General features: G+C 30.0%; 17 protein-coding genes and 1 tRNA gene. 2 read left to right on the forward strand and 16 right to left on the reverse strand.

What is annotated here, in order from left to right; all coding sequences use genetic code 11:
- Positions 1-45: 45 nt before the first annotated feature.
- From IPH62_18430 to IPH62_18505, 16 genes are all read right to left on the reverse strand, one after another.
- Positions 46-2,667, reverse strand: coding sequence for a T9SS type A sorting domain-containing protein (locus tag IPH62_18430; GenBank protein ID MBK7107256.1), 2,622 nt, complete (start codon positions 2,665-2,667; stop codon positions 46-48).
- Between the two features lie 80 nt (positions 2,668-2,747).
- Complete coding sequence (locus IPH62_18435) at positions 2,748-4,313, reverse strand: sodium/solute symporter (GenBank protein MBK7107257.1); 1,566 nt, start codon at positions 4,311-4,313, stop codon at positions 2,748-2,750.
- Positions 4,314-4,495: 182 nt separating this feature from the next.
- A complete protein-coding gene (locus IPH62_18440) occupies positions 4,496-6,829 on the reverse strand; it encodes a T9SS type A sorting domain-containing protein (GenBank protein MBK7107258.1) in 2,334 nt (777 codons plus the stop codon).
- 87 nt (positions 6,830-6,916) lie between these two features.
- On the reverse strand, positions 6,917-8,200 hold the full coding sequence (locus IPH62_18445) for a T9SS type A sorting domain-containing protein (protein ID MBK7107259.1): 1,284 nt from the start codon (positions 8,198-8,200) through the stop codon (positions 6,917-6,919).
- A gap of 12 nt (positions 8,201-8,212) precedes the next feature.
- Complete coding sequence (locus tag IPH62_18450; protein MBK7107260.1) at positions 8,213-10,225, reverse strand: cellulase family glycosylhydrolase; 2,013 nt, start codon at positions 10,223-10,225, stop codon at positions 8,213-8,215.
- Between the two features lie 260 nt (positions 10,226-10,485).
- Positions 10,486-11,937: a sigma-54-dependent Fis family transcriptional regulator gene (locus IPH62_18455; protein MBK7107261.1), complete on the reverse strand. Its 1,452-nt coding sequence runs from the start codon at positions 11,935-11,937 to the stop codon at positions 10,486-10,488.
- A 9-nt stretch (positions 11,938-11,946) separates the two neighbouring features.
- Positions 11,947-13,425, reverse strand: a complete 1,479-nt coding sequence (locus IPH62_18460) for a histidine kinase (GenBank protein MBK7107262.1) — start codon at positions 13,423-13,425, stop codon at positions 11,947-11,949.
- Positions 13,422-14,702, reverse strand: a complete 1,281-nt coding sequence (locus tag IPH62_18465; protein ID MBK7107263.1) for an extracellular solute-binding protein — start codon at positions 14,700-14,702, stop codon at positions 13,422-13,424. Before IPH62_18465 ends, IPH62_18460 begins: the two co-directional genes overlap by 4 nt.
- Positions 14,703-14,897: 195 nt before the next feature.
- A tRNA-Gln gene (locus IPH62_18470) sits at positions 14,898-14,968 on the reverse strand.
- A 133-nt stretch (positions 14,969-15,101) separates the two neighbouring features.
- On the reverse strand, positions 15,102-15,302 hold the full coding sequence (locus IPH62_18475; GenBank protein MBK7107264.1) for a hypothetical protein: 201 nt from the start codon (positions 15,300-15,302) through the stop codon (positions 15,102-15,104).
- A 217-nt stretch (positions 15,303-15,519) separates the two neighbouring features.
- Positions 15,520-16,392 carry a hypothetical protein gene (locus tag IPH62_18480; protein MBK7107265.1) on the reverse strand — a complete coding sequence of 291 codons (873 nt, stop codon included), beginning with the start codon at positions 16,390-16,392 and terminating at the stop codon, positions 15,520-15,522.
- A gap of 35 nt (positions 16,393-16,427) precedes the next feature.
- Entirely contained in the window at positions 16,428-16,883 is a 456-nt protein-coding gene (locus IPH62_18485; protein MBK7107266.1) for a hypothetical protein, read from the reverse strand.
- Between the two features lie 60 nt (positions 16,884-16,943).
- The gene (locus IPH62_18490; protein ID MBK7107267.1) at positions 16,944-17,537 is read right to left on the reverse strand and encodes a hypothetical protein; all 594 of its coding nucleotides are present in this window, start codon (positions 17,535-17,537) and stop codon (positions 16,944-16,946) included.
- Positions 17,513-18,250: a class I SAM-dependent methyltransferase gene (locus IPH62_18495; GenBank protein ID MBK7107268.1), complete on the reverse strand. Its 738-nt coding sequence runs from the start codon at positions 18,248-18,250 to the stop codon at positions 17,513-17,515. The genes IPH62_18490 and IPH62_18495 overlap by 25 nt, the downstream gene beginning before the upstream one ends.
- Positions 18,251-18,847 carry a recombination protein RecR gene (recR, locus tag IPH62_18500; GenBank protein MBK7107269.1) on the reverse strand — a complete coding sequence of 199 codons (597 nt, stop codon included), beginning with the start codon at positions 18,845-18,847 and terminating at the stop codon, positions 18,251-18,253. It lies immediately after the preceding gene.
- A 1-nt stretch (position 18,848) separates the two neighbouring features.
- Entirely contained in the window at positions 18,849-19,175 is a 327-nt protein-coding gene (locus IPH62_18505) for a YbaB/EbfC family nucleoid-associated protein (protein ID MBK7107270.1), read from the reverse strand.
- A gap of 115 nt (positions 19,176-19,290) precedes the next feature.
- On the opposite strand from IPH62_18505, the gene IPH62_18510 reads away from it, so the two are divergent.
- Both IPH62_18510 and pssA read left to right on the forward strand, forming a co-directional pair.
- Positions 19,291-19,941, forward strand: coding sequence for a phosphatidylserine decarboxylase family protein (locus IPH62_18510; protein MBK7107271.1), 651 nt, complete (start codon positions 19,291-19,293; stop codon positions 19,939-19,941).
- Positions 19,941-20,639, forward strand: coding sequence for a CDP-diacylglycerol--serine O-phosphatidyltransferase (gene pssA / locus IPH62_18515; GenBank protein MBK7107272.1), 699 nt, complete (start codon positions 19,941-19,943; stop codon positions 20,637-20,639). The genes IPH62_18510 and pssA overlap by 1 nt, the downstream gene beginning before the upstream one ends.
- Positions 20,640-20,669: the final 30 nt, after the last annotated feature.

Genomic DNA, 20,669 nt, shown 5'->3' on the forward strand with positions numbered 1-20,669 from the left:
TTTAAAGTTGGGCAGCTAATTAAAACTGCCCAACTAATTATTTTCTTACTTCAATAACATCATTTTCTTTGTAGCTTTGAATGAACCTGTTTCAATAGAATAGAAATATAACCCTGAAGATAAATCTGAACCGTTAAAATCAACTTCATAAGAACCAGTATTTTGTTGTTGATTTAATAATTCTGCAACTTGTCTTCCAAGAACATCGAATACTTTTATTTTTACAACACCTGGTTTTTCAATTGTGTACGTAATTTTGGTACTTGGGTTAAATGGGTTTGGATAATTTTGATCTAAACTATATTTGCTTGAAACCATTGGAATTTCTTCAACACCAACAATTTCGTCTTCAATCCATGTATGAGCCCAAACTGAAACATTTTGCCAGCCTTGATCACCATTTTTAGCTGAGTAGAAAATCATTCCTTCTCTTAATGCACCATCATTATCGTTTACGCCAAAATCAAAAGGAACTTTGTAACCAGCTTCCCATGTAATTGGCTCATCAACAATTGCTGTTTCAAGATTTCTCTTTGTTGCTAAATCTACTAAAGAAATTTTAGCTTCAAGTGTGTAACCTGAAGGGAATGCTCTTTCAACCCATGCATAATTTTCTGTTCCGGCAACAAGCAATGAATCAAAAGCAGAATCATTTTGATCATTTCTTGCAAGGAATTTACCGAATCTTAAATGGTAATCTGGAGTTGCTCCGTGTAAATAACCAACGTGTGAATCTGTCAAATTATATAATCCAATAAACAAATCCGGTGCATCATTTTCATAAGATTGTAATGCAGGATCATGATTAACAACATCATCGGTAATTTCCATTGCTACGTATAAATAATCGGCATCTAAAGCAACATAGCAGTCTGCTGAACAATCTGCATCATCGGTAACAGTAAGTACAGGATGAGCTGTACCATCTGATAATTTTATGCTGAAAGGCGTAACTCCAGACCATTCTGTAAGATCACCATCAGCTACAAATGCAGGTGGATTAGTAGAAACTACCGGAATACCTTTTGCCAAATTTGTGATTGGGCCAGTAACACCTGGAAGACTATAATTTGGTTTAGCATCATAACATACAACTGCATAATAAAATGTTTTTTCTCTATCAATTCTTCCTGAAATAATTGGGTGCTCAACAACTTGAACGTTTTCTGCAATTCCGGTTCCAATTCTTTCAACACCGGCAGCTGTAACATCGGTGATCGGGCTTTCGCTTGCATAAACATTATATTTTTCGCCGGATTCATGAGGAACATCTGTCCAAGTAACTAAGTTTGAATAAGTTCCTTCAACAACAGCAACAGCAGGAGCTTCTGGAGCAATAAAATCAGCAATTTGGAAACCTGATGTTTGCATAACATCTATTAACAAAGAACCTTGAGCTAATAAAGCACCTGAATAACCATCTTCAGTTCCTCTGCCAAATGGTTCTATTCTAATTTTAAAAATTGCAGCAGGATTTAGTGAACCGTCTCCAGCGCCATTTTTAAGAGCAAAACCATCTTTAGGAGGGAATCTATCATTAACTCCCATATCTTTTCTTACAAGAGGTAAATGATAATGAGTCCAGTCCGTAACAACACTTAAATCAATACCCGGATCAATGATCCATTCTTCAGTAGCAGCAGTTTCATTGTCATTTTCAAAAACGAAAACACGCATAAACCCTCTTGCAGAATCTGTAGCCATTGCAACTAAATTTTTCATATAAAGAACTAAAGCTGTTCTTTCTGCCATACTATCATGAACAGTTACTTCTTTATCAATTGCGACAAAACCACCCCAAACTTCTGGAGCGCTTAAAGTGAAATCCATTTTTAAAGCACCTGTACCTTCGACAAAATCAGTATTTTCATCTGTAAGAGTAACATCGCCTGGAATTGCATTCCAAGACATTTCGTCAACACCCCAAGTTGATGCAGAATTATCAAAAGATTCAATTGCGCCATAACGTTGACCAATTAATTGAAGATTATCCATTTGGAATTCACCAACTGCGGAAGGTGGATTATCTTGATTTCCGCCGGTTATATAAACCATAGCCATTTCAAAGCCTTTTACTCTATCAAACTGTAAGATATCATCAACGCCGCCGCTTTGAACAGCGAAACCTGTTGTATTATCTGAAGTCTGAACTAATGGCATTTTTACATTTACCCATTCGCCTGATTGATCAAAGAAATCAATGGGGACATGATAATAATAATATTCTCTTTGATTTTCGTTATCGAATTCGGCTAATTTGAATTCCATAAATACACTGCCACCCTGTGATGTATCAGCAGGAACAGTAACTTTAACCCAAACACTTAATTCTGTTCCGGATGATAAATCAAGATAAGGAACAGAAGCAATATCTGTTTCATGGTAATTAGTTCTAACTGTATAACCGCCCCAACCATCAAATGCTTCTATTCTATACTTAACTAACATAGAACCGGTACCAACTTTTGCATCTGCACTATTAAAAAGATCTGTATATGCAGTTGGACCATTTGTGTAAAAATTAGTATTTGTAATTGCAGTATCTGCCCAGTTTGTACCAATACTTGTATTGGGTTTTACTGCATTATCAAATGATTCAACTACCCATTGGGCATTCAAAGCAGATGATAACAACAAAATGATTAATAACGAGAAAAGTTTCTTCATGTGTTGCCTCCTTTGTTTGATTTAATATCACCAATTAAAGATTTTACTTTAACCAGCAGTTATTTGTAACAAAAAATTATTTATTTTTCTTTTAAAATCCTACTATATGAATTAGTTGCAAAATTAGTTTTTAAATCACTTACACTAATTGTTAGTTTTTGCAAAGATTCGGAATTATCTACAATATTAATTTTAAGTAAACTTATTCCAATCATTATTGCTGAACTTATAAAAAATAATATAAAAGCAAAATGCAGAAAATTAATGCTATTTAAGTAAACGAGAATTTCAAATTTTGATACGGTCTGCGGATCTAAAATTGTAACTAAAATTTTCATAAATCCTATAAATCCGCCAATTATTAAAGTCCAAATTGCGCCTAAGCTGCTTGCTTTTTTCCAAAATATACCAATTAATAATACACTTACGATTGGAGGAGCAATAAATGATTGGATTGACTGCAAGAATAAATAAATGTGAATATTTATCAACTTTGTAAATGGAACAATTGCTATTGCTAAAATTACAAAAAACATCGTAGCCAGTCTTCCGACTAAAACCAATTCCCTTTCACTGTAATTTTTTCTAAATATTTGATAAATATCTAACGAGACTAAGGCTGCGGCACTATTAAAAGAACTTGCCAACGATGACATTAAAGCAGCAAAAAATCCGGCAATTACCAATCCTTTAATTCCCACAGGTAATAAATTTCCTGATAAAAGCATTGAATATGCGAAATCACCTTTTACATCCGGATATAAAACCGCAGCTATCATTCCCGGAAATATTAAAAAGAAAATTGGGAAAATTTTAAAAAATGCTGCAAGCATTGTACCTTTTTTTGCTTCTTCAATTCCTTTAGCGGCGAGAACTCTTTGCACAATATATTGATCTGCACACCAATACCAAATTCCAATTATTGGCGCTCCAATTAAAATTCCTAACCAAGGTACATTTGGATCTGAAGTTGATTTAAATAAACTAAAATAATCAGATGGGAGTTTAGCTGCAAGCTCACTGAATCCGCCAACTTCAATCAATCCAAATGCTGAAAGTAATACCGCGCCAAGTATTAAAATAATTGCCTGAAAAACCTGAGTAAATGCAACAGAAGTTAATCCTCCGATAACAGTATATAATCCGGTTATAAAGACAATAATTATTGTAGATGTAAACATATCCCAGCCCAAAACTTCTTTTAGAACAAAAGTTCCGGCTAAAAGTGTAACTCCAATTTTTGTAAAAATATAAGTAAGAATTGAAACAATTGTTAGATACAATCTACTACTATTATCAAATCTTTTTCCAAAAAATTGCGGTACCGTAAAAATATTTGATCTAAGAAAAATTGGGGCAAATAACCAGCCGAGTAAGAAAAGAATTATAACTGCAAGCCACTCAAAATAACCAACGGATAATCCGTGAATTGAACCGGCTCCGGCTAAACCAACAAAATGTTCACTGGAAATATTTGTTGCAAATAATGATGTGCCGATTACTATCCAATTTAAATTTTTACCGGCAAGGAAATATTGGGATATAGAATTTCCTTTAGATCTGCCAAAAAACAGACCAATTCCTAATACGATTAGGAAATAAGTTAAAAGAATTAAATTATCAAAAGTATTGAGATTGCCGCTCAAGGGGCCCCGTTCCCTTTAGTTTGCAGAATAAAATATTAACACACAAACTATGCCACTAAACAATATGCTTAAAACAAATTATTTTCATTGTTTAATTTGGATTGAATTTGAAATGGTTATTATTTCAATAACTATGAGTTATTAAAATAATAACTCATAGTTACCATAAATATATTTTGCGTTTATTTTAGAAGCGATAATTTTATTGTTTTTTGTATTTCTTTAGAATTTTCTTGCACGGCATTCATTCTAATGAAATAAATTCCCGAAGATAAATTCCCGGCATTAATATTTAATTTATGATTTCCCTTTTCTATTGTTGAATCTACTAAAACGATAACTTCTTGACCGATAACATTAAACAGCGAAATTTTAATTTTACTTTTTTCCGGGACCGAATATTCAACAACTGTATTTGGGTTAAACGGATTGGGATAATTTTGTTTTAATTCAAAAGTTTTGGGAATAACTAAATTTTCCTTTTTTTCATTTATACTTGTTAAAACTCCCTCTTTATCAAAATACGGATAATATAAAGTTTTTATTTTCTGCGCTACCGGTTTTTCAGTCTGCCTATCCATTGTGAATAAACCCATACTTTGGTATCCTCTTGGAATTCCGGCAGTGTACCAATCAAAAATACACCACCAAGTACATGCCATAAGCGAACCAGCTTTATTTACAGTCCCGTCTTGATTTAATGCCGCGTGAATTTTAAAAGCTTTAAAAGTTTCATCTGCAACTGTAACTTGATCTTGAATAGTTGAATTATTTTCAGATGACCAATAACCGAATTCCGTATCTAAAATTGGTTTCTCCGGAAAACTTGTTTTCGCCAAATTTATAAAATTGTAAGTTCCGCCAAAATAAGTTGAGCCGTGAAAAATTCCAAAATACATTGTCCATCCGGCAATATCCACAAGGCTTTGTGTAACATCTGTCGGTCCCGGATTATCCGCAGCCGGCGATTGAGAAATTAATCTTCCATCATCATAATTCTGCTCAAAATCATCTTTCACCATTTGATTGTAAATCATTCTATTTGTTTCTTCATGGCATTCATTTGACATACTCCACATAATTACCGAAGGTCGATTATATTCTTTATAAACCATTTCTCTAAACATCTGTAAATGCATTTTTCTATCATTGTTTTGAATTTGCCAAGGTTCATCGGTATCAACTTGCCAAAGCGGAATTTCTTCCATTGCTGTAATTCCGAGACGATCTAAAATTAAATATGTATATGGATGATTTGGATAATGCGCTGTTCTCAAAAAATTTATATTTAAAGATTTTACAAGCTTTAAATCATTGTAAATAATTTCTTTGGGAAGACTTCTTCCGTAAACCGGATGATCTTCATGTCGTGCAGTTCCGGTTAAAAACATAATTCTATCATTCAACAAAAATTTATTTTCCGAAGTTTTTACGGTTCTAATTCCAAATTGAGTTGTATATTCATCGAGCAAATATTCATTTTGATAAACACTAACTTTCATAATATAAAGATTAGGATTTTTTGGGGACCAAATTTTAGGATTTGCAATTGAAATATTTGTTTCCAAAATTTCTATTGAATCTGCACTAATTGATGAAGTGAAATTATTTTGTCCGGAAATATTAATTTCTTCACCAGTTAATTCATAAGTAAATTCTGTTGAAATATTAAAGGAATCAATAACTGCTTCATAAACTTTTAAATTTACCGAAACATCGGAATTAAGATTTTGTCTGTTCTGAATTACAACTTTTGCTTTAAGATTTCCATCCAAATCAGTTGGAATTATATCCGTCCTAACTACAGAAATTGGATTGGAAAATTCAATGTAAACATCTTGAATTATTCCGCCATAATTAAACCAATCAACTTGTTTATGTGGAATTACATCAATTCTTGCGCCCCAATTTATTACATCAACTCTAACTGCAATAGTATTTGTATCGCCATAATTTAAAAATGATGAAACATCAAATGCGAAAGGTGTATATCCGCCTTCGTGATATCCGAGATATTTTCCATTTATCCAAACATCTGCGACATAATTAACCGAAATGAAATTCAATTTTGCAAATTTTGCCGAATCTTCTTCATCAATAAAAAATTGTCTTCTATACCAAACTCCGTCTTTAAAAAATTCCGGCGCATTCGGATATTCGTTCATTTTATTTTCAACTGAAGGAATTTGTTTTTCTTCCCAAGCTGAATCATTATAATCGACTAAATATTTTCCAGCAGATTCATTAATTAAATTTTGATAACCGGTAGAATCTCTTTTCGCCAATGTGATATTATCATCTGCGGCTGTTCTTTCCTTTTTCCAAGTTCCGGAAAGATCAAACATTTTTCTATTTTGCTTTTCGAAAGTAGTTAGCGGAATTCCATTCTGGTAAGGAACACTAAATCCGCTTACATTTTTGATTTCCAAAGTTTTTTCTAAAGAAGCAATTTGCGAAAATATATTTGACTGCATCGCAAAAAACAAAATGAAAAACATTATGTATTTTTTTTTCATATAAATTCCTTTCAAAGTTCCTTTACAATTTTAATATGGAAAATAATTTTCCAAAATTTAGCAAGAATAATATTTTTCAGTATTATTTTATTTTAACAACAACATTTTTTTTGATTCAAAATAATCATTTGCTTGAAGCACATAAAAATAAGGTCCGGCAGCTAAATTTGAAGCATTCCAAACTGTTTTATGAATTCCGGCTCTCAAATTTTCATTGACCAAAGTTTCAATAAATTGTCCCAAAATATTATAAATTTTTATCACAACTTTTGATTCCTTTGATATGCTGAATTGTATCGTTGTTGTTGGGTTAAAGGGGTTGGGATAATTTTGCGCAAGTTCAAATTTTGAAGGAATAATTTCAAAATATTTATTAACCGAAGTTATTACTGCTTGCTCATAAATTTTTTCATCAACAACTCTATTAAATAAAATTCTATGACCGGCATCATTTAAATGAACTCCGTCGCCGGAATCGAAATTTGAATTTATTGTTCCATCCGCATTTGCCAAATCTGTCCAAAAATCAATTGCAAAATTTTTAAATTTGGAATAAGTAGAATCTCTAACTTCCATTTGTTGCAAACGTTGAACTTCCGTTAAATTTCTTGGTTGAGTTGTAGAAACCCAAACCGGAATATTTTTTGCATCAGCATTTGCTAATATGGTATCATAATTTTCAAGCTGTTCGGAAATTGCAAATCCTTGAGTTACATCATTTGAAGGAAGATTTATGATAATTGCTTTCGGATCATAAGATAAAGCTTTTGTAATGTTTGCAGAAATCTTAGGAGTTGGTCTTCCGATTGGCGGCGTAAAACCATCCGGCATTAAATCATAAGTTGTATAACCGCCAACAGCTAAATTTATTACTTGAACATTTGTATTTTTCTGCACTAAATGTTTACGATATCGATTTACCCAAGCGCTATCAGTATTGCTTGGACCAATTCCCGCAGCAGTTGATGAACCGATAACAACAAGTTTGGTAATTACCGAATCTTCCGTAATTGTAAACGGCCATTCGCTAACATCAAAAATTTCATTATTATCAAATTTGGAAAGTTTAATCAAACATTCATCTGAAGATATTTCGGGAATTATCCAGCTTGAATTTGAAAAATTTGCAGCAATAGCATAAGGAACAATGGTTTCCCAAGTTGAACCGTTATCATAAGAAATTTCAATTTTAATTAATGTTACATTTTTGCTTTCCCAACTTATTATTGGGTTTGCGCCTACAGTCCAATATTCGCCGCCATTTGGGCTAATTAGTTTTAGATATGTAGAATCTGTTTGAGAAAAAACTGAGATATTAAATACAATAAAAAGTAAAAATATTTTTTTCACATAAAGAATTGTTTCTTTCATATTATTTGATTTTTAATTTAGAAGTAACATTTTTTTTGTTTGATTAAAACTACCGTTATTCAATTCGTAATAATAAACTCCGCTTGGTAATTCTGAAGCATCAAAATTTATTTCATAATTACCAGCCGGTTGAAATTGATCAACTAAAGTTTCAACTTCACGACCGAGAATATCAAAAATTTTTAATTCAGTACTTGAATTTATGTTTGAAGCAAAATTTGGTATTGAATATTTTATTGTTGTACTTGGGTTAAACGGATTGGGATAATTTTGAAATAGTTGAAAATCTTCCGGTAAAATTTCTTCATCATTTAATCCAACCGTGCTTTGTGTAAATTCAAAAAAATTAAAATTGTATCCGGAAAAATAAAATTTCAGAATAATTTCATGCTGACCTTTCGATAAAAAATAATCATTTAAAATTGTTGTTTTCCAACTTTGCCAACCGCCGGAAACCGGAACATCAATAAAATCAGTAAGATTTGTTCCATCAATAGCAAATAGAATTTTGCCGCCTGCTTCATTCGCAGAAGCACGAATTGAAAGTGTATAATTTCCATCTTCAATAACATTTACAGAAAATTTTAACCATTCGCCGGTTTCAATCCACCCAACATTATAACCATTAGTAATTTGATCAGTACATTTTTCAATATCCACACCATCATTTCTAAATTGTCCACCGCTGTTCCATTCTGCATTTCCCAAACCTTTTGTGTTATCGTAATCAACATCATTATACGCAACAAGTCGTGGACCTAAATCGTAATCAGTTGCAAATATTCTTCCGGGAATTGTAAGCTCTTTAAATGTTTTTGAAGTTTTATCATTTGTATGTCTTATTAGTGCATCAACAACATCCGGTTGAAAAATGCAATTCTCAAATTTCAAATTTTTAAATTGAGCCAAAAGTGTTGCATATGCAAAAAGCTCATTGGGTTTTGCTCCGGTTCCGTTCCAATAATCCAACAAACTTTGATAACCCGAAACCATTGGTGCAGAAAGCGGACCAACTACGTTATCAATTTTTTTGTGAGGCCACCAAGCCCAGCCGATATTATTTGTTTCCATTAACTCAATACAATCCAAAAACCAAGAATTTGAATTTTCACCGGTTTCTCCAAGCCATAGCGGAACATTATTTTGTTCGCGGAGATTTACTAAATATTGAATTGTACCTTGATCATTCGAATTCCAATATCTATGAAAACTGTATGACATATTTTCATCCCAAGTTGGAGTTAATCCGTTGAAGTCAGTTGCGTACCAGTTTCCTTCAATAAATAAAATATGATTTGTATCAACCGTTCTGATTGAATCCGTAATTCTTAAATATAAATCGCGCAAAGGTTTATTTTCAGAGCCCAATTCCCATTTGGGTTCGTTTATTAAATCATAACCGCCAATCCATTGTTTATCAAAATATCTTTTTGCAATTTCTTTCCAAAGTTCAACAGTTAAATTTTTATTTTCTTCACTTTCCCACAAAGATGGTTTGGAATTATCATAATCACTTATTGCTTCATCGCTTTGTCCGCCGGGAGCTGCGTGCAAATCAAGTATTAAATATATTTGATTATTTTCGCACCAAATTAATAATGAATCAATTGTTTGAAATCCATCTTCAGAAAATGTAATTGGATTTGTTTCAGAAATTAATTTGTTCCAATGCATTGGCAAGCGGATTGAATTAAATCCCCATTTTGCAATATTTTCAATATCAATTTCTCGAACATAATTTTTATGATAAATTGAGTAAAGTTCAGCTGTTTTTTCTTCGCCGACTAATTTCTGAATTTCATTTCTGATTTGATGTTCAGCACCGGCAATTGAGTAAGGGGTTTTAAGCATATATCCTTCTTGCACAAGCCATCCGCCAAGCCCAATTCCCTGCAGATAAATTTCTTGATTATTTCCATCAACAATTTTCTTTCCATCTGCATGTAAAAAGCCTTGAGCAAAATTTAAGTCTGTTAATAAAAAAAATACAAAAAGAGTAAAAGTAAATTTGTATGTATGTTTCATAATTGTTCTTTATTAATTTTAGTTTATTTTATAATCAAAATATGAGCCGAAGAAAAATCTTTGGAAATTTGTTCAAAATTGTGATTAATTATTGGAGTTTACTTTTTAAATTATTTTTGTAATAACGCAAGTTATCATTTTAATAAGTTCACTAAAAATAATTGAGTGAAAAATCCAACTTATAAGTTCAAACAAAATTGAGATATTTCACTTCGCTCAATATGATAAAATTACCAATTTCAGATAATGTGAATGAGAATTTACTTTAATCCCAATTCTTTACTCATTCTGTAATAATTTGGTGGAGCCAAACCTAATTTTTTTGCAGCTTCTGCATCGGAAATACTTTTTTCTCTAACGAAAGAAAAATATTGATGCCTGAATTCCATTTCTAAGTCTTTAAGAGGTAAAATATCTTGAATTGAACTGAAATTAAAAATTTTACCGTCTTTACTTTCCGAATAAAGTTCTGTGCTTAAAACGCTTTTTATTAATTTTTCATCAATTTTATTCGAATCCAAAAATAGCAATCTCTGTACAACATTTTTTAATTCTCTTACATTTCCAAACCAATTATAATTTAATAAATAATCAATTCCGGATTTATCAATCGTAGGATTTTGCAAACCCATTTCTCTGCTGAATCGATTTAAAAAATGATCAATCAATTCAGTAATATCCGATTGGCGTTTTCTTAAAGGTTGAATTTTTATTGGAACAACATTTAATCTATAATACAAATCTTCTCTAAATCTATTTTCACGAACAAGTTCTTCAAGATTTTTATTTGTTGCGGCAATAATTCTGACATCAACTTTTAATCTTTCAGTTCGTCCGATTTTTTCAATTTCACCTTCTTGAATTACACGAAGCAATTTAACTTGTGCAGATTGCGGAAGTTCAGAAACTTCATCCAAAAATATTGTTCCGTTATTTGCGATTTCAAAAAGTCCGAGTTTTTTACTCACCGCGCCAGTAAAAGCTCCTTTTTCATAACCGAATAATTCGCTTTCAATTAAATCGTGAGGCAAGCCTCCGCAATTTATTGGTACAAATTTTTCATACTTTCTGTTGCTTCTATAATGAATATTATTTGCGACTAATTCTTTTCCGGTTCCGGATTCTCCGTAAATTAAAACGTTAACATCCGTCTTTGCATATTTATCAATTTGATCTAATAACAACTTTGTTGCTTCATCATTTCCAATTATTCTTTTTTGAATTAATATTTCTTCAATATTTTGTTTCAATTTAGTTTTGGATATTGAATTTTTTAATTCCAATTTTCTTTTTTCAAAAGCATTGAAAATACTTATTAAAAAATCCGTTGGCTGGTAAATAAATTTTTCAATATCGCCGGGATATTTTGTGCAATACCAAAAAGCACCGGCGTTTAATAAACGATTAGCAAATTCAAAATCCGTCATATCAATTGTAAGTTTTGTAACAACGATTATTTGAATTGCGAAATCTATTTTTTTTATTTCTAAAATTAATTCTTCGCCGCGCAAACCTCCCGCAATTTGATAATCCATAATTATTACATCAAACGAAACTGATTTATCTTTTATCAAACTTAAAGCATCCAATCCGTTAGAAACAATATCAACTATTTCCAAATTATGCTGCATAAGATCGATTGTATTTTTAACTCTTCTAACATCAAAATCTTCATCTTCTATTAAAAGTATTTTTACTTTTTCATTTAACATTAACTTCTCCTAATTTTTAATAACCAAAGAAATTTTAGCTCCGCCTTCTTTAAGATTTTCCGCATCAATCATCCACAAACATCTTTTTGTTGCCATTTGATGTGCGATATAACAGCCGTATCCTCTATTGGTTTTTTCATCATTTGTTGAAACACTTTCCGAAAATATTTTTTTAATTCCTTCATCGCTTAATTCTAATAATTCTTGTTTAATTCCAACGCCATTATCTTTAATTTCGATTAAAGATGTATTTGTTTCCGAATTATATTTTGTTGTAACTGTAATTACAACATTTTTTACTTTTGAGTGATCAATCGAATTTTGCATTAACGGTTCGACAATTTCCCAAACGACAAATTCATTAATTTTTACATTTGGAAGTTTGTCATCCAACTCCAATTTGAAACTGAAAACATTTGTGCTTCTTGATATTCGCAAAAATAAATTATCAATAATAAATTTTATAACTTCATTAATATTTGTAGAGAAAATAGGATTTCGAATTGTGTGAATCGGCGGATCGTACCATTTCATATCATAAATTACGCGGGAAATAAAATTTGCATATTTATTTAATTTATCTTTTGATGAAGAAATATTTTCGGTCGTAAGATGTCGCAAATCTTCTTTAATAAATCCCATAACTTTTTCAGCTTTATGATGCGTATGGTAAATACGTTTTGTAAACATTGCTTCTTTGTTGTGATCAATTTGATCTTTTAAATGTTCTTCTCTTTCTTCGTAAAATAAAGTTTTTGCTTCGTCCCTTTCTCTAACTGTATATGATGAAATATAATACATTGCCAATAATCCCAAAACAATCAGCGAAGTATAAATTATCGCAACCTCATCATAGCTTGATAAAATTTCTTCTGTAATGAATTTAAAATTTGGTTTATTCTTCATATAAAATACACCAATAAATTCGCCATGCGGAACAAAAGGAACAAGAATATGAAAAGTTTGATCTTCATCCAACAAACTGTAAATTTCTTCTTGTTTCATCAATTCTTGTTTATGCTGAAGAAATAAATCGGCTGCAATTTTGAAATAATTATTTACCGGAGAAAGTTCTGTTGTTTTATGATTTAGAAAATCATAAAATATTTTCCCATCATTTATGATATATGGAATATTATCCTTTAAAATAATTAAGCAAGTTTGTTTAACATTTGGTTCAAGCAATTGTTGACTAAAAATAATATTAAACGACTGTATTATTTTTTTCTTACTTTCCTCATTTTTTTCAACGCTGTTATTAATATTTTCAACTAAAAGTTCTAAAGAAGTTGTATTTAGATTTGCCATTCTTTCTGCAGAATCTCTTTGATACCAATTTTGAGTTTTATCTAAAAAATTTTCCAGCGAAGTTTTTTGAATTATTGATAAAATTATTTGAAATGCAACCAAAACAATTAGCAATACCGTAAGGTGTTTAAATTCAAATCTGTATCTTCCAAAATTTTCTGAAATTGTATTCTTTTTCATCTTATAATTATTCTGCCGGTTTTAATTGTTTCATCAGCTTTTTCAAGAGCTTCTTCAATTGTAAAATCCTTTTTAATAACTTTATTTACGTAATAAGAAATAACATCGGAAAGTTTTGTGTAATCTTCCAAAAACGGCCGATGAACTCCGTTCGCCAATAATTTTTTATCTTTTTCCAAACCAGGATATTTTTTCAAAAATGCTTTATCGGAATATAGCGAACTCAAAACCGGCAAGTAAGATCCAATTTTGTACATTTCTTTTTGTGAATTTTCATCCAAAATAAATTTAATAAACTGAAATGCTTCCTTTTTGTGTTCGCTGTATTTAGAAATCATTATATTCCATCCGCCTAAAACAGATAATGATTTTTTACCTTTTAAATGCGGAAGCGGCGCTTTACCAATTATTGAATCAACATTTTTCCAATTTGCTAAATCTTTAAAATCTCTTTCGGAACTCGGCCAGCCTCTTAGAAAAATTGCATTATTTTTTATAAAATAATCATAACTGTCGTTCTCATTGAATTCTGAAAGAGCAAGCGGACTTAAATTATAAGTATAGAAAAAATCATAAAGCAACTTGAATGAATTTTTATTTTCTGCTGATTTAATTCTAAACTTTTCATTTACGGATGTGTGAGAAGAATAATTATATAAAATTTCCATATATGAGCAAACTAAACCTTCATAATTATCTGCTTGGAAAATATAGAACTGATTTTGATCCAAATTGAAATATTTTCTTAATCCAATAAATTCATCCCAAGAAATTCCATTTTTAATTTTCTCTTCAATTTCTAAAGAATTTGGAATTTGCTTTAACAAATCTTTTCTATAATACATTATTCCAACATCAATATAAATTGGCAAAGCTACCAAATGATTTTTAAGTCGGCATGATTCTAAAGCTTGTTTTAATAATTTTGCAGTATCATTAGGAGAAATATATTTATCAAGAGGTTCCGACCATTTTGCAAATCGAGCCGACCAAATTAAATCGACTGCAAAAATATCTAACTTTTTACTTTTACTTCTGAGCGAGCGTGCTAATAATTCTTTTCTTTCATTTGTACTGAATTTACTGAACGGAAGATTTAATGGTTCAATTTTAATTTTGCCTTTATTCAGCTTATTAAATTTTTCTATAATATGAAGATGAGCGGGTGAAATATTATCAGCATAAGTAATTGTAATTTCGTTTGAGGAATTATTAATATTTGTTGAATTTGAAAATGTGCTGATTAAAACGTAAAAAATTCCCAAAATAACAAACACAACGACTACGGAAATGACAAAATAATATGTCTTGAAATTGGTGTTCATCCAAATAATTTATTTAATGATTGAGAATTAATTACAAATGTAAATTAGGCAATTTTTCTCAATGTTAAATAGGACAAAACCGATGAAATGGAATTCAGTAAAGTAATTCGTTATCCGAGAGGTTACAATTTTAGAATATAGATTTTGTTGCCCTGTCAGGATTCGAACCCGAAACAAAGGTTCCAGAGACCTCTGTGTTACCGTTACACCACAGGGCAATAATTTTTTATTGTTTGATTTAAATTACGGAATTTTTAAAAATTATTATAGGACAATTTCTTATAGGAATGAATAATTCTAATTTTCTCAAGATTTGAGGAAATTATTAAACGTAGAAAATGTTGTAAATTTTTATAAAAATAGTGTTATCGAAAAAAACAAAAGTGCCGCAAAATATACAAATCCAAGATAAATTTTAACTTGTTCAACATCAGCAGTTTTTAATCTTTCTATATAATTAGAAATAGATCTGGTTGGATTTTCAACTTCAAATTCATTTAAAATTAAACTGGAAGATTTTAATTCTTGAACAGTTGAATTTGATTCTACCATTTTCTCTCCATAAAGTTTTCTATAGATTATTCCATAATTATGCCAATATTAAAACTTTGAATTTAAGCTAATTTTTGTGATTTGTATCAAAATGAAATAGATTTTTTTAAAAAATGCGTATCAATTTGAAACAATATGAATGTAGGTTTTTGATTTGAAACACATTATTACGTGTAAGATTTTCTTTTCTGCAAACTTACTAAGATGAAATTTATTTTTACTTAATCTTGTTAATTTTTAACGAAACTTTTAAAGTCGATAAATAACTTCCTAAAAACCCTAAAATAATTCCGAGGACAATAATTAAAACAACAATATAATAAGTTTCATTTTTAATAAATTGTGCAGCATAAATTTGAGCTAAAAAATTCTCAATTACAAAATAAAATGCAATACAAATTATTGATGAAAAAATTCCCATAACAATTCCGTTTAAAATTATTGGAATTTTTATTGTAGCTAATTTTGCACCGACTAATTTCATTGTGTTATATTGAGTTAAACGAGAGGAAAGTAATAATCTATTATTTGAATAAACCAAATAAATTGACAACAAAACTAAAACTATTGAAACCGTATAAATTACTTTTTTTGATTCGTTAATATAATTTAGAACTTTTAAGGTCAGCGAATAATCATAAATAACATCATCAATTCCCTTAATTTTTTTTAAAGTTTTGATAATTGGTTCAATTGTGGAAGCGTTTATACTATCTGCTGTTAATTTTACTTGAAACATTGCGGGAAGCGGATTTGAATCTAAAACTGTAGAAAAATCTTGTCCGGTTTTTTCTTTCATAATTTTTAAAGCTTCTTTTTTGCTTACAAATTTTTGCGAAGCTACATATACATTTTTATTCAGTTCCTTTTCTATTCTATTTATAACGGCTGTATTTGAGCTGTCACTTACAAATAAACTTATTTGAATATTGTCTTTTAAGTGTGAATTTATAACTTTTGAAAAAACGACTAATCCAATTGAAAAAGTAACAAAAATAATTGCTATTGCAGTTGTTGAAATAATTAACAATGATGCCAGTTTTGATTTTAATAGCGAACTGAAAGTTTCTTTAAGATAGTAGAAAAACATAATTATTTTTACCGTAAAATTTTCTTGTAAAATTACTAAAAATTTGATTCATCAATCCAAGTAATTATTTGCCATTTATTTTCCTTAGATTTTTCAAGCTGCAAATTTACTTTTCCTTCAACATATTCAATATCGGTAGGATTAAAAGTAATTGTTAAATTGAAACTTCTTGTAACATTTGTAGAATCCGCAGTAATTGCAACAATTCTATTCCAAATTAAATCAAGCCGTTCTGCGTTATTGAATAATCCGTAAGTAACAATCATTTCCAATTCTCTTCCCCAAGCTTCGTCAATTCCGGTTTCATAATTTCTGTATGTAAAAGTAAAATTCGGATTTAATAATTCGCCGTAAATTGTTGTGTCTTTGAATGTATATGCATATTGAAGATTGTTAAAAACGCCGTCAATTGTTTTTAAATCACTAATTAAAGATGATTCATTTCCGATATTTTCATCAAGTTCCGGAGCAAATGGATTTATACAGCTAATTGCAAATAACTGCAAAGTAAGAATAAAAAAAATAATATTTGGGATTTTCAATTTCATAAATTAGAAAATGTAAAATCTGCCTTTCAGCTCGCTCCAGCTTGGATAATCTTCTGTTTTATTATCAATCCACTCAACAATTACCCACTGATTATTCTCATCTATTTGAATAGTAAATGTTGCATTTCCTTTATAAGTATTCGGAAAATCTTCACTTTCGATAGGTAAAATAATAGAATAATTATAGTTTCTTTTTTGCAAATTTGCTTCAACTGAAGTTTCAACCAAATTTAAACCAACAATAATTTGCTTATTCTCGCCAATATTATTTATCAAATTTCTAAAGTAAGATTTTTCAGCTTCCAAATCCCAATCGGAAAGAATATTATATTTTACTATTGCTTCCGATGAAGGTGTAAAAGTATAATCAATATTTAGAAAAGAACTATCAACAAAATTGCTGATGTAATCTTTTTCAATTTTTTCCGCAAATGAATTTTGAAGATTGATAAATAGCTGATCTGGCGTAGTTGCCGCAATATAACTTGATCTTCCGGATTCCGGATCTTCGGCATCTCTTGTTGTTAGCAGATCGCAAGTAGTAAAAATAAATATCAATATTATTGATAAAATTATTTTTGAAAAATTATTATGCATCTTTGAGATTCTTTTTCATTGAATTCTTGACCTAAATAATTTCCAAAAGTTTTGAAAACTTTAAATCCAATTTGAGAAAAATTTTGCACTAATTCACCATAAGAATATAGTCTCACAGATTCTGAAAAATTAATTTCTTCATTATTATTTTTAATTTTAATCTCTTTAATTACTCTGCCAAATTCAATTTTTCGATATTCATAAATTACTTTTCCATCAATATTTTTTTCTGAATACGGAACTAAATTTTTTATCAAAAATTCTTTATTTAAAAAGTCTAAAACATAATATCCATTTGAGTTTAGCATTTTATACGAATTTTCAACAAATTTAAAATTATCATCATCTGTTTCAAAATATCCAAAACTTGTAAATAAGTTTGCAACCAAATCAAATTTTTTATTGATGTAAAAATTTCTTAAATCACTGACTAAAAAATTAATATTTAGATTTTTTTCTTTTGCACAATTTATACCAATATTCAACAAGTTTGTGCTTAAATCGAATGCGGTTACGCTAAACTTTTTTTCGGCAAATTTTACAGCGTGTCTTCCAACTCCGCAAGCGGCATCAAGAATTTCTGAATTTTCTTTCAGATTAATTTGGGAGAGAATTAGATTAACAATTTCATCGGCATCTTTATCATTTCTGTGATTGTAAACATCAAGATAATATTTTGATGAAAACCAATCTTTAAACCATTCGTTCTGCATTTACATTTCAATTCTATTTAAAACTGCGCGACCAATTGTTGCTTCGTCTGTAAATTCCAAATCGCCGCCGATTGGTAAACCTCTTGCCAATCTTGTAATTTTTATGTTTAGCGGTTTTAATAATTTAGCCAAATAAAGTGAAGTGGTTTCACCTTCAGTATCGGGATTTAACGCAAGAATAATTTCTTTTACATGATCACTTTTTAATCGTTCAATCAGTTCTTTAATTTTTAAATTTTCAACGCCAATTCCGGAAAGCGGAGAAAGTACTCCGCCCAAAACATGGTAAATTCCGCTGAATTCATTAGTGTTTTCAATTGCAATAATATCGCTTGCATCTTCAACAATACAAATTGTACTTTTATCTCTTTTGGGATTTTGACAAACCGAGCAATATTCCTCGGCAGAAAGATTAAAACAATTTTTGCAAAATTTAATTTTATCTTTTAAATCAATTAGAGCTTTAATTAAATCTTCAATTTCTTTTTTGTCTTTTTTCACCAAATGAAGCGCAAGTCGTTGCGCACTTTTTTTCCCAATTGAAGGAAGTTTGTTTAATTCCTCAATAACAACTCTAAGTGGTTCTGCAATTTCCAAATTAGAAACCCGGAATATTTAAACCTGGAGGAATCATACCTTTTGTAACACTTGCCAAATCTTCTTCTGCCATTTTACCGGCAGATTCTAAAGCTTTATTTACTGCGGCAACAATTAAATCTTCCATCATTTCTTTATCACCGGATTTTGCAATTTCATCATCAATCTGCAACGAAATTAATTCTTTTTGTCCGTTTGCAGTTGCTTTAACCATTCCGCCGCCGCTTTCTGCAGTAACTGTTTTATTAGCTAAATTTTCTTGAGCTTTCTGCATTTCAGCTTGCATTTTCTGGATTTGCTTCATCATTCCAGCCATATTTCCCTTCATTTTTCCTCCAAAAATTTATTTTTCGTTTTCAAAGTTCTATTTTGTAAAATTAAATTTAATGAAATTATTGTATTAATATATTACTTTTGTTCTTTCAATAATATTCAATATTGTTATGCTTACTAAATACGGTTACTCAACAATTGGAATTGCAGCATTTATTTCTTTTCTGCTGATTTTATTTTCAATATTTATTGAAACCAGTTATATACGTTTTCCTTTTTTTATTTTAGGAGTTTTACTTCTCATTTTTACTCTAAACTTTTTTAGAGATCCGGAAAGAAATACTCCTAAAATTGAAAATATTGTTGTTTCGCCTGCTGATGGGAAAGTTTTAATTATTAAAAATGTATTTGAAGAAAGATTTTTAAATGAAGACGCAACTCAAATTTCTATTTTTATGTCGCCTTTAAATGTTCACGTTAATAGAATTCCGATTGATGGAAAAGTAGATTTTTTGAAATATATAAAAGGTGAATATTTAGTTGCATATCATGATAAAGCAGATAAACGAAATGAAAGATCTGAAATTGGAATAACATCAAAATTTGGGAAAGTTTTATTTACTCAAGTTGCGGGAATGGTTGCGCGTAGAATTGTTTATGATTTGAATTTAAGCGATAGCGTAAAAATTGGAGAAAGATTCGGAATGATAAAATTCGGCAGCAGAGTTGATGTAATTGTTCCAAAAAGTTGGAAAATTTTAGTTGAAGAAGGTGATTTAACAACCGCCGGTGAAACAATTTTGTTTGAGATAAATAAATAATGAAGAAATCTTATATTCCCAACACAATTACTTCGTTTAGTTTATTAAGCGGATTTTTATCAATAATTTTTACAAGCAAAGGTGATTTTCAACTTGCCGCTGTTATGATTTTTGCCGCAGCAATTTTTGATTTGATTGACGGAATTGTTGCCCGACTTTTAAAAACTTCAAGCCAATTTGGAGTTGAATTAGATTCGCTTGCAGATATTGTAAGTTTTGGCGCGGCTCCGGCATTTTTAATTTTCAGTTTTCACTTTTATAAATTAGATGGAATTGGAATTGGAATCAGCGCATTGTTATTAATTTTCGGAGCTTTAAGATTAGCGCGTTTTAATTCGCAAATAGAAGATTTGGAAACTAAAAGTGATTTTAAAGGATTGCCTATTCCCCTTTCTGCAATAACAGTTGCAATGTTTGTTTATTATGTTTACAATAACGGAGAATTTGTTCAGCCGTTATTTTTTGTATCAATTCCACTTGTAATTATTTTATCAATTTTAATGGTAAGCAGTATTAAATATTCCGCATTTCCAAAATTGAATAAAAGCACTTTGCGCGGAAAACCATATTATTTGGGGCTTACAATCATTGGATTAATCTTAACATTTTTAACAGACGGAACCGCATTGTTTTTCATAATTTTAGGTATTGTATTATTCGGTATAATTAGGCATTTTGTAAAAAAAATAATTGCATAAAATTTTAAAAAATTTTTATAAATAAATTTT

This window comes from Ignavibacteriota bacterium (assembly GCA_016708125.1).
GTDB lineage: Bacteria > Bacteroidota > Ignavibacteria > Ignavibacteriales > Melioribacteraceae.

What these genes read in the sequence shown, in the direction of transcription:
- IPH62_18505 (MBK7107270.1), bottom strand. Translation starts at nt 19,175, where the DNA reads ATGAAGGGAAATATGGCTGGAATGATGAAGCAAATCCAGAAAATGCAA.
- IPH62_18455 (MBK7107261.1), bottom strand. Translation starts at nt 11,937, where the DNA reads ATGTTAAATGAAAAAGTAAAAATACTTTTAATAGAAGATGAAGATTTT.
- IPH62_18445 (MBK7107259.1), bottom strand. Translation starts at nt 8,200, where the DNA reads ATGAAAGAAACAATTCTTTATGTGAAAAAAATATTTTTACTTTTTATT.
- IPH62_18430 (MBK7107256.1), bottom strand. Translation starts at nt 2,667, where the DNA reads ATGAAGAAACTTTTCTCGTTATTAATCATTTTGTTGTTATCATCTGCT.
- IPH62_18510 (MBK7107271.1), top strand. Translation starts at nt 19,291, where the DNA reads ATGCTTACTAAATACGGTTACTCAACAATTGGAATTGCAGCATTTATT.
- IPH62_18480 (MBK7107265.1), bottom strand. Translation starts at nt 16,392, where the DNA reads ATGTTTTTCTACTATCTTAAAGAAACTTTCAGTTCGCTATTAAAATCA.
- pssA (MBK7107272.1), top strand. Translation starts at nt 19,941, where the DNA reads ATGAAGAAATCTTATATTCCCAACACAATTACTTCGTTTAGTTTATTA.
- IPH62_18495 (MBK7107268.1), bottom strand. Translation starts at nt 18,250, where the DNA reads ATGCAGAACGAATGGTTTAAAGATTGGTTTTCATCAAAATATTATCTT.
- IPH62_18460 (MBK7107262.1), bottom strand. Translation starts at nt 13,425, where the DNA reads ATGAAAAAGAATACAATTTCAGAAAATTTTGGAAGATACAGATTTGAA.
- IPH62_18450 (MBK7107260.1), bottom strand. Translation starts at nt 10,225, where the DNA reads ATGAAACATACATACAAATTTACTTTTACTCTTTTTGTATTTTTTTTA.
- IPH62_18475 (MBK7107264.1), bottom strand. Translation starts at nt 15,302, where the DNA reads ATGGTAGAATCAAATTCAACTGTTCAAGAATTAAAATCTTCCAGTTTA.
- IPH62_18490 (MBK7107267.1), bottom strand. Translation starts at nt 17,537, where the DNA reads ATGCATAATAATTTTTCAAAAATAATTTTATCAATAATATTGATATTT.
- IPH62_18440 (MBK7107258.1), bottom strand. Translation starts at nt 6,829, where the DNA reads ATGAAAAAAAAATACATAATGTTTTTCATTTTGTTTTTTGCGATGCAG.